Consider the following 8,917-nt stretch of genomic DNA (forward strand, 5'->3'; position numbering starts at 1 on the left):
CCCCAGGAGGGGCGGGTGGGTGGGGGAAGAAGCCTGTCCGGCGTTTGAGGACGAGGGCCGCCAGGCCCGAAAAAGGGGGGGCCAGGGGCGCAGCCCCATATGGGGTGAGGGGTAGGAAAAGGGGTGGGGGAAGATCGCGGAGGAGGGCGGGCTACGCTCGTGGGCATGAAACGCAGCGTGCTGACCCGCTACCGGGTAATGGCCTACGTCACCGCCGTCATGTTGCTGGTCCTGTGCGCCTGCATGGTGGCGAAGTACGGCTTCGACAAGGGCGAGGACCTGACGCTCGCGGTCTCGCAGATCCACGGCGTCCTCTTCATCATCTACCTGGTCTTCGCCTTCGACCTCGGCTCCAAGGCGAAGTGGCCGTTCGGCAAGCTGCTCTGGGTCCTGGTGTCCGGCACCATCCCGACGGCCGCGTTCTTCGTCGAGCGCAAGGTCGTACGCGAGGTCGAGCCCCTTCTCACGGACGCGCCGCCCCCGCTCGCCAAGGCCTGAGCCACCCGCCGGGGCCACGCCCCGGCGGTCTTCCCTGGACATTTACTAGGACGTCCAAGTAAATTCGAGGGTATGGACGCTGAAGCCATCGAGGAGGGCCGCCGTCGCTGGCAGGCCCGGTACGACGCCGCGAAGAAGCGCGACGCCGATTTCACGACGCTCTCCGGTGACCCGGTCGAGCCTGCCTACGGGCCCCGGCCCGGGGACACGTACGAGGGCTTCGAGCGGATCGGCTGGCCGGGCGAGTATCCGTACACGCGCGGCCTCTACGCCACCGGCTACCGCGGTCGTACGTGGACGATCCGCCAGTTCGCGGGCTTCGGCAACGCCGAGCAGACGAACGAGCGGTACAAAATGATCCTCGCCGCGGGCGGCGGCGGTCTGAGCGTCGCCTTCGACATGCCGACCCTCATGGGCCGCGACTCCGACGACCCCCGCTCCCTCGGCGAGGTCGGCCACTGCGGCGTCGCCATCGACTCCGCCGCCGACATGGAGGTCCTCTTCAAGGACATCCCGCTCGGTGACGTCACGACGTCCATGACGATCAGCGGCCCCGCCGTCCCCGTCTTCTGTATGTACCTGGTCGCCGCCGAGCGGCAGGGCATCGACCCGGCCGTGCTCAACGGCACGCTCCAGACCGACATCTTCAAGGAGTACATCGCCCAGAAGGAGTGGCTCTTCGAACCCGAGCCGCACCTGCGCCTCATCGGCGACCTGATGGAGCACTGCGCCCGCGACATCCCCGCGTACAAGCCGCTCTCGGTGTCCGGGTACCACATCCGCGAGGCCGGGGCGACGGCCGCGCAGGAACTCGCGTACACCCTCGCGGACGGCTTCGGGTACGTGGAGCTGGGCCTGAGCCGCGGCCTCGACGTCGATGTCTTCGCCCCCGGACTCTCCTTCTTCTTCGACGCCCACGTGGACTTCTTCGAAGAGATCGCCAAGTTCCGCGCGGCCCGCAGGATCTGGGCCCGCTGGATGCGCGAGGTGTACGAGGCGAAGTCCGAGAAGGCGCAGTGGCTGCGGTTCCACACGCAGACGGCGGGTGTCTCCCTGACCGCCCAGCAGCCGTACAACAACGTGGTCCGCACGGCCGTGGAGGCCCTCGCCGCCGTCCTCGGCGGCACCAACTCCCTGCACACCAACGCCCTCGACGAGACCCTCGCCCTGCCCAGCGAGCAGGCCGCCGAGATCGCGCTGCGCACCCAGCAGGTCCTGATGGAGGAGACCGGCGTCGCCAACGTCGCCGACCCCCTCGGCGGCTCCTGGTACGTGGAGCAGCTCACCGACCGCATCGAGGCCGACGCCGAGAAGATCTTCGACCAGATCAAGGAGCGGGGCCGTCGTGCGCACCCCGACGGGCAGCACCCCATCGGGCCCGTCACCTCCGGCATCCTGCGCGGCATAGAGGACGGCTGGTTCACCGGCGAGATCGCCGAGTCCGCCTTCACCTACCAGCGGGCCCTGGAGAAGGGCGAGAAGCGGGTCGTCGGCGTCAACGTCCACCACGGCTCCGTGACCGGCGACCTGGAGATCCTGCGCGTCAGCCACGAGGTCGAGCGCGAGCAGGTGCGCGCCCTCGTGGAGCGCAAGGCCGCCCGGGACGACGCGCGGGTCCGCTCCTGCCTGGACGCGATGCTCGCCGCCGCGCGGGACGGCTCCAACATGATCGCCCCCATGCTGGACGCCGTCCGGGCCGAGGCCACCCTAGGGGAGATCTGCGGGGTCCTGCGGGACGAGTGGGGTGTGTACGTGGAGCCGCCGGGCTTCTAGCCTCCCCCTTGGCCCGCCCGCTCTCAGCGGGCGCCCCGTAGGCGCTGCGCGTGCAGGCGGGCCAGGGCCAGGAGCTGGCGGTGCTCCCAGGCCGTGGCCCGGCGCAGGTGCCGGAAGTGGACCCGCCAGGTCATGCCCGTGGGCCGGTCCAGGACCACGAACGCGCCGTCCACCTCCCGTACGGTGCCCGGCATGTCGTACGTCCGGTCGAAGACCACCGTTGCGGGGTGAATCTCCGCGGGCGTGCTGAACATCGCCGTCCGCTGCGCCCGGCTCCTCGGGGTGGCCATCGGGTGGTGGGCGGTCACAGCAGCTCACCCCGGCTGCGGGCGTTCGCCCTCGCGGCGCGCGCCCGCAACTGCTGCGCCGGGGTGGCCAACCGCACGTCCTCCGGTGCCACGGTCCACTCCCGCCCGCCCGCTATCGGACGCAGGGACCAGACCCCGCACCACTCGCCCCGGAACTCACCGATCAGGTCACGTGAGATGTCCAGGAGGAGGGTGCCTCGTGGGGGGATGTCGACCATCTTTCGTACCTCTCCGTAGCGAATCCACTACCAAGGGGTGTCAGCGTGACCTACGTTGGGAGAACCATTCAACGTGGACGCTGGGGAGGGAAAGTTGGTCAACCGCAAGGAGCTGGACCCGGACAGCTCGCCCAAGGCCGCCTTCGGTGCGCGTTTGCGCAGTTGGCGTGAGGAGCGGGGCTGGACCCAGGACGAGCTTGCCGAACGTATGGGGTATTCCAGTACGCACCTCTCGTCAATCGAAACTGGACGAAAAGCGCCAACCTTGCGCCTGGCGCGGCGTGCTGACGTGGCCTTCGGCGCCGAGGAGACGTTCGAGCGGGCGTGGCGCGTGGTGCGGAACGCGGGCCTGCTGGAGGGGTTCCCCCAGTTCGTGGACCACGAGGCGGAGGCTGCGGAGATCCGCCTCTACGAGGTGGGTGTCATTCCTGGGCTGCTCCAGACGCCGGAGTACGCGACGGTTCTGGCGGAGGGCGCCCTCAAGCGGGGAGCGATCTCCAGTGAGCAGGCGGAGGAGCGGATCACGCTCGTGGCCGAGCGGCAGACCACCCTCGTGCGGACCCCGCCGCCGCTGGTCTTCGCGATGCTGGACGAGAGCTGCATCCGTCGTCCCATCGGCGAACCCGCCATCATGAGTGCGCAGTTGGACCGAATCCTTGAGTTCGCGGAGCTGCCCAACACCGTGCTTCAAGTCGTACCGTTCGACATGGGGGCACGCCGCCCGTTCGATCTGCCGGTAACCCTGCTCACCCTGCCGGACCGCTCGCTCATGTCGTACGCCGAATCCGCCCAGCGAGGCCATCTGGAACGCGACAGCACATTCGTTCTACCGCTGCTGACGGCCTACCATCAGCTACAGGCCGAAGCCCCATCTCAGGCGGCATCCGTGGCCATGCTCAACCAGTTACGAAAGGGCATCTCGTGACGACCCGAAACCCCCTCTGGTTCACGTCCTCGTACAGCAACAACGGCGGTCAGTGCATCGAGATCGCCGCCAACCTCGTCGCCGCACACGGCATAGTCCCCGTACGCGACTCCAAGCACCCGAACGGGCCGGTTCTGACCGTCCACGCCGAGGCGTTTTCGTCCTTCGTGGGTGGCCTGAAGACCGGGCAGTTCGGCACAGTCTGAAGGACCTCTCGTGACTACCGAGTCCCCGCATTGGTTCTCATCCTCGTACAGCGACAACGGCGGCGCCTGCATCGAGATCGCCGCCAACCTCATCCCCGTACGCGGCATAGTCCCCGTACGCGACTCCAAGCTCCCGAACAGCCCGGTCCTGGACGTCAGCGCTCAGGTGTTCGCCCACTTTGTGGACGGCGTGAAGGGATACCGCCTGTTCAGGAGCCTTGGATGAGGGTATTCACAAGGTAGGACGGAGGCGGGCGGGGAAACTCATCGCTTGTCTCGAAGTCCGACGGAACCGGGCTCGTCGCCTGGCGTGCGCCACGTCAGGCGGAAGCGCGCACCCCCGCCGGGGGCGTGTTCCGCCGTCAGTTCGGCGCCGTGGGCGTGGGCGATCTGGCGTGCCATGGCCAGGCCCAGGCCCGAGCCAGGGAGCGCGCGGGCGCGCTCCGCGCGGTAGAAGCGGTCGAAGACGTGGGGGAGGTCCTCCGGGGCGATACCGGGGCCGTGGTCGCGGACGGTCAGGTCGGCGGAGGTGAGGGAGACCTCCACCAGCGAGCCCTCCGGGCTGAACTTCGCCGCGTCGTCCAGGAGGTTGGTGACCAGGCGGGAGAGGCGGGACGGGACTCCGGGGAGGGTGAGCGCGGCCGCGCCGGGGGCGGTGTCCAGGGTGAAGGCGATGGCGGGCCAGTGGCCCCGCGCGGCGTTCACCACGTGCTCCACCAGCGGCGCGACCCGCACCTCCTCCAGGAGCGGCTGCGGCTCCTCGTCGCGGGCCAGCTCGATCAGGTCGTTGACGAGGCCCGTCACCTCACGGAGCTGACGGCCGAGCGCCGCCGACGCCCGGTCCCGCTGCCCCGCCGTCAGGCGATCCGCACGGGCCAGGAGTTCCGCGTTCGTACGCAGCGACGTGAGCGGCGTACGCAGCTCGTGGGAAGCGTCAGCCACGAGTCGGCGGCGCGCCGCGACCGACTCCTCCAGCTCACCGAGCATGGTGTTGAACGCCGTGGCGAGCCGCGTCACCTCGTCCTCGGTGCGCCCGCCGCGCCGTCCCGGCGGCAGCTCGATGCGGTGCCGGGCGTCCCGGGTCGTGGCGATGCGCTCCGCCGTCGCGGTGAGGCGCGCGACCGGCGCGAGGCCGGTGCGCGAGACCCAGTAGCCGCCGAGCGCGGACAAGAGCACGCCTGCGCCCCCCACCACCGAGAGGATCGCGGCGGTCTGCCGCACCCCGCGCTCGGCGATGTCGGCGCGCAGTGCCACCTGGAAGGCCGAGCCCTTGCCGTAGGTGGTGGTGAGCATGCGTCCCGGCTTGCCGTTGGGGAGGGTGAAGTTCGAGTAGTAGGGGGCAAGTTCGCCTGCCGCCACCTGCCGTGTCGCGCGGTCCACGGGCAGGAGGTACGGCTGCCTCGGGTCGTCGGCCGCGGCGGCGGGGACCACCTGCGCGCAGGCCGGGGCGCCCAGGAAGCGGCACTCGCCCGCGAGCACGCCGAAGTCCTGCTCCTCCTCGGCGCGGTGCTCCTGTGCGGCCAGGGTCGCGGACTGGGACAGGTTCTGGTCCAACTGCTGGTACAGCTTGTAGCGGAGTACGAAGAACGACGCCGTGCAGACGCAGATCGCGACCACCGCCACCGCGGCGGACGCGGCCACCGCGAGGCGGGTGCGCAGCGGGCGGCGGCGACGCCAGCGGGCTCCGAGGGCGCGGCGGCCACGGCTGCCCCGGGGGGCGCGGCCACTGCCGGGGGCGCGGCCGCTTCCCGGGGCGCGGGAGGCGCTGGGGGCGCTCACGGCGTGCCGAGCCGGTAGCCCACGCCGTGCACCGTGTGCACGAGCCGCACCTCGCCGCCCGACTCCAGCTTGCGGCGCAGATAACCCACGTACACAGCGAGGGAATTGGAGTCGGGCCCGAAGTCCCGGCCCCACACCGCCTCGTGGATCAGCTCACGCGGCAGGACCTGCCCGGCGTTGCGCAGCAGGAGTTCCAGGAGCGTGGACTCGGTGCGGCTGAACTCGATGCGGCGCCCGCCGCGCTCCCCGGTGCGGGTCCGGGTGTCGAGCGTCAGGTCGCCGTACGACAGCGCGTCGCCGTCGGCGTCCCGGCCGCTGGGGCCCGCCGGGCCGGGGGCGGCGCGGCGAAGGAGCGCCCGGACCCGCGCCACCAGCTCGTCCAGGGCGAACGGCTTGACCAAGTAGTCGTCGGCCCCGGCGTCGAGGCCGTCGACGCGGTCGCTCACCGAGTCGAGCGCCGTCAGGACGAGCACCGGGGTGCGGTCGCCCGCCGCGCGCAGCCTGCGGCACACGGCCAGACCGTCGAGCACGGGCATCTTCACGTCCAGGACCAGGAGGTCCGGCTCCCACCTGGCCACCGCGGTCAGCGCGCGGTGGCCGTCCGCGGCACCGCGCACCAGATGGCCCTCCACGCTCAGCGCGTCCTCGACGGCGGCACGCACCTCGGGGTCGTCGTCGACGACGAGGACCTTGAAGGGCTGCGTGGGCTGTGTAGGCCCCAGCGCGGGCGGCGGCGTCATGTGGCGCCCTGGGCTGCGGGCCGGACCCCGGGGGAACCGCACCTCGTGCGGCACGGCGACAAACTCGTGCGACTCATGCACCAAAGGTGCCAAACCCAGCTCTTAAAACCCTCTTAGGACGCCTCGCGAGGCTCTGGCGTCATGAGAACTCCCGTCACTTCCGGCACCTCCGCCGCGGCCGGCGCCGCGGCCCGCGACCCGAACAGGCCGCTGTCCGTCGTGATCGGCGCGGGCGGCACCGGCGGCCACATCTATCCCGGCCTCGCCCTCGCCGACGCCCTGCGCCGAGCCGTGCCCGGCGCGGTGATCTCCTTCGTGGGCACCGAGCGCGGCCTGGAGACGCGACTCATCCCCGAGGCCGGGTACCAACTGCACACCGTCGACATGATCCCCTTCGACCCGGCGCTCGGCGCCCGCCGCTATCTGCTGCCCGCGGCCCTGCTGAAGTCCGGCGCCCAGTGCCGGACCATCCTGCGGGAGCAGGGCGCCCACGTCGCCGTCGGCATGGGCGGCTACCCGAGCGCCCCCGTGATCGTCGGCGCCCGCATGGCCGGGCTCCCCAGCCTCATCCACGAGTCCAACGCCGTACCGGGCCGCGCGAACCGCTTCGCCGCCCGCCTCACCCCGCACATCGCCGTCGCCTTCGACCGCAGCCGCGCGCACCTGCCCGGCGGCGACCGCGCCGTCACCACCGGCATGCCCATCGCCGCCACCCTCGCGGGCCTCGACCGGGCCGCCCTGCGCACCGAGGCACGGCGCGCACTCGGCGTACCGGACGGCGCGCGGCTGCTGCTCTTCAACGGCGGCAGCCTCGGCGCCGCCCGGCTCACCGAGGCGGCGCTCGGGCTCGCCGCACGCTGGCGGTGGCGTGGCGACGTATCCCTGCTGATCAAGACCGGTCCAGCGGCGCTCGACGAGACACGGCGGCGGCTCGCGTACGAGGGCGGGGACGCGGTCGCGCGCGCCGTGCCGTACCTGGACCGGATGGACCTCGCCTACGCCGCCGCCGACCTCGTCGTCTGCCGCGCGGGCTCCGCGACCGTCGCCGAACTCGCCGCCACCGGGGTGCCCGCCGTCCTCGTGCCCTACCCGCACGCACCCGGCGACCACCAGACCCACAACGCCCGGGTCCTCTCCGACGCCGGCGCGGGGCTGCTGCTGCCCGACGCCGAGACCACCGCGGAGCGGCTCGCCGCGCTCGTCGCTCCGCTGCTCGACGATCCGGCGCGGCTCGCCGCCATGAGCGGGGCGGCGGAGCCGGGGCCGCACTCCCGGGCCGCCGAACTGCTCGCCGGGCGAGTCCTGCGCCTGGCCTCGCCCTCCGGTCCCTCTGACCCCTCTGACCCCTCTGACCTCTCCGACGCCGGTCGCGCCGGTCGCGCCGGTCGCGCCGGTCCCAACGACACCGTGGAGTACGCCGCATGAACACGAACACCGTCCCCTCCTCCTTCTCCTGGGAGGACCGCACGGTCCTCGTCACCGGCGCCGAGGGCTTCATCGGGTCGACCCTCGTCGACCTGCTCCTCGAACGCGGTGCCCGCGTCCGCGCCTTCGTGCACTACAAGCCGTACGGCGACAAGGGGAACCTCGCGCACCTCGCCGGGGACCCGCGCGTCGAGTACGTCGCCGGGGACGTGCGCGATCCCGGGCGCGTGATGGACGCCGTCGCCGGGTGCGACACCGTCTTCCACCTCGCCGCGCTCATCGGGATCCCGTACTCCTACGACTCTCCCGGCGCGTACGTGCAGACGAACGTCGTCGGCACGGAGCACATCGCCGAGGCCTGCCGTCGGCACTCGGTACGGCGGCTCGTGCACACCTCCACCAGTGAGGTGTACGGGACCGCCCTGACCGTGCCCATCAGCGAGCGGCATCCGCTGCAACCGCAGTCGCCGTACTCCGCCTCGAAGATCGGTGCCGACATGACGGTGCTCTCGCACTGGCACGCCTTCGAGCTGCCGGTGGCCGTGGTGCGGCCCTTCAACACGTACGGGCCGCGGCAGTCCGCGCGTGCCGTGATCCCCACGATCCTCGCGCAACTGCACTCCGGCGCACGCGAGATCAAGCTCGGCTCGCTCACCCCTACGCGGGACTTCACCTACGTCACCGACACGGCGCGGGGGTTCCTCGCCGTGGCGGAGTGCGAGCGGGCCGTGGGGGAGGTCGTGAACCTCGGTGTGGGGCGGGAGATCTCCATCGGGGAGCTGGCCCGGGAGTTGATCTCCGCGAGTGGGCGGGAGGCGGTGGTGGTTGCCGATTCTGCGCGGATGCGGCCTGCTGGGAGCGAGGTGGAGCGGCTCGTGTCGGACAACTCCCTGGCTAGGGAGTTGTCCGGCTGGGAGCCGGTCGTTCCGCTCCGGGAGGGGCTTGCTCGTACGTCGGCGTGGGTCGCTGAGAATCTCTGGCGGTTTGGTGCGCAGGTGTACGAGGTCTGAGGTTGCTGGCGGGGGCGCCTTGGGGGGCGGGGGGC

Annotated in this window: 11 protein-coding genes; 7 read left to right on the forward strand and 4 right to left on the reverse strand. The window is 71.6% G+C overall.

Going from position 1 to position 8,917, the window contains the following annotated elements:
• The first annotated feature begins 165 nt into the window (after positions 1–165).
• Positions 166–498 carry a DUF3817 domain-containing protein gene (locus tag IG78_RS0140180; RefSeq protein WP_030574408.1) on the forward strand — a complete coding sequence of 111 codons (333 nt, stop codon included), beginning with the start codon at positions 166–168 and terminating at the stop codon, positions 496–498.
• A gap of 72 nt (positions 499–570) precedes the next feature.
• Positions 571–2,271, forward strand: a complete 1,701-nt coding sequence (icmA, locus tag IG78_RS0140185) for a coenzyme B12-dependent isobutyryl-CoA mutase large subunit (protein WP_030574410.1) — start codon at positions 571–573, stop codon at positions 2,269–2,271.
• Positions 2,272–2,294: 23 nt separating this feature from the next.
• Here icmA and IG78_RS0140190 read toward each other — a convergent pair whose 3' ends face one another.
• Positions 2,295–2,579 (reverse strand): hypothetical protein, encoded by a 285-nt coding sequence (locus IG78_RS0140190; RefSeq protein ID WP_030574412.1) that lies wholly within the window; start codon positions 2,577–2,579, stop codon positions 2,295–2,297.
• Positions 2,576–2,797 (reverse strand): hypothetical protein, encoded by a 222-nt coding sequence (locus IG78_RS0140195; protein WP_051853538.1) that lies wholly within the window; start codon positions 2,795–2,797, stop codon positions 2,576–2,578. Before IG78_RS0140195 ends, IG78_RS0140190 begins: the two co-directional genes overlap by 4 nt.
• A 94-nt stretch (positions 2,798–2,891) precedes the next feature.
• Here IG78_RS0140195 and IG78_RS0140200 point away from each other — a divergent pair, with 94 nt between their 5' ends.
• From IG78_RS0140200 to IG78_RS0140210, 3 genes are read left to right on the forward strand one after another with little or no spacing between them, the layout of a single operon-like run.
• Entirely contained in the window at positions 2,892–3,722 is an 831-nt protein-coding gene (locus tag IG78_RS0140200; protein ID WP_030574417.1) for a helix-turn-helix domain-containing protein, read from the forward strand.
• Positions 3,719–3,928, forward strand: a complete 210-nt coding sequence (locus IG78_RS0140205) for a DUF397 domain-containing protein (protein WP_030574420.1) — start codon at positions 3,719–3,721, stop codon at positions 3,926–3,928. The genes IG78_RS0140200 and IG78_RS0140205 overlap by 4 nt, the downstream gene beginning before the upstream one ends.
• Before the next feature lie 10 nt (positions 3,929–3,938).
• On the forward strand, positions 3,939–4,154 hold the full coding sequence (locus tag IG78_RS0140210; RefSeq protein WP_030574423.1) for a DUF397 domain-containing protein: 216 nt from the start codon (positions 3,939–3,941) through the stop codon (positions 4,152–4,154).
• A 38-nt stretch (positions 4,155–4,192) separates the two neighbouring features.
• On the opposite strand, the gene IG78_RS0140215 is transcribed toward IG78_RS0140210, so the two are convergent.
• On the reverse strand, positions 4,193–5,587 hold the full coding sequence (locus IG78_RS0140215; RefSeq protein ID WP_051853540.1) for a sensor histidine kinase: 1,395 nt from the start codon (positions 5,585–5,587) through the stop codon (positions 4,193–4,195).
• A gap of 116 nt (positions 5,588–5,703) precedes the next feature.
• Complete coding sequence (locus IG78_RS0140220; protein WP_051853542.1) at positions 5,704–6,447, reverse strand: response regulator transcription factor; 744 nt, start codon at positions 6,445–6,447, stop codon at positions 5,704–5,706.
• A gap of 219 nt (positions 6,448–6,666) precedes the next feature.
• Between IG78_RS0140220 and IG78_RS0140225 the strand changes: the two genes are divergently transcribed.
• Both IG78_RS0140225 and IG78_RS0140230 read left to right on the forward strand, forming a co-directional pair.
• Positions 6,667–7,872 carry a UDP-N-acetylglucosamine--N-acetylmuramyl-(pentapeptide) pyrophosphoryl-undecaprenol N-acetylglucosamine transferase gene (locus IG78_RS0140225; RefSeq protein WP_225882426.1) on the forward strand — a complete coding sequence of 402 codons (1,206 nt, stop codon included), beginning with the start codon at positions 6,667–6,669 and terminating at the stop codon, positions 7,870–7,872.
• Positions 7,869–8,882, forward strand: coding sequence for a GDP-mannose 4,6-dehydratase (locus tag IG78_RS0140230; RefSeq protein WP_030574437.1), 1,014 nt, complete (start codon positions 7,869–7,871; stop codon positions 8,880–8,882). Before IG78_RS0140225 ends, IG78_RS0140230 begins: the two co-directional genes overlap by 4 nt.
• Positions 8,883–8,917 lie beyond the last annotated feature (35 nt).

The organism is Streptomyces aureocirculatus, from assembly GCF_000720475.1.
Lineage (GTDB): Bacteria > Actinomycetota > Actinomycetes > Streptomycetales > Streptomycetaceae > Streptomyces > Streptomyces aureocirculatus.

What these genes read in the sequence shown, in the direction of transcription:
- IG78_RS0140180 (WP_030574408.1), top strand. Translation starts at nt 166, where the DNA reads ATGAAACGCAGCGTGCTGACCCGCTACCGGGTAATGGCCTACGTCACC.
- icmA (WP_030574410.1), top strand. Translation starts at nt 571, where the DNA reads ATGGACGCTGAAGCCATCGAGGAGGGCCGCCGTCGCTGGCAGGCCCGG.
- IG78_RS0140195 (WP_051853538.1), bottom strand. Translation starts at nt 2,797, where the DNA reads ATGGTCGACATCCCCCCACGAGGCACCCTCCTCCTGGACATCTCACGT.
- IG78_RS0140220 (WP_051853542.1), bottom strand. Translation starts at nt 6,447, where the DNA reads ATGACGCCGCCGCCCGCGCTGGGGCCTACACAGCCCACGCAGCCCTTC.
- IG78_RS0140230 (WP_030574437.1), top strand. Translation starts at nt 7,869, where the DNA reads ATGAACACGAACACCGTCCCCTCCTCCTTCTCCTGGGAGGACCGCACG.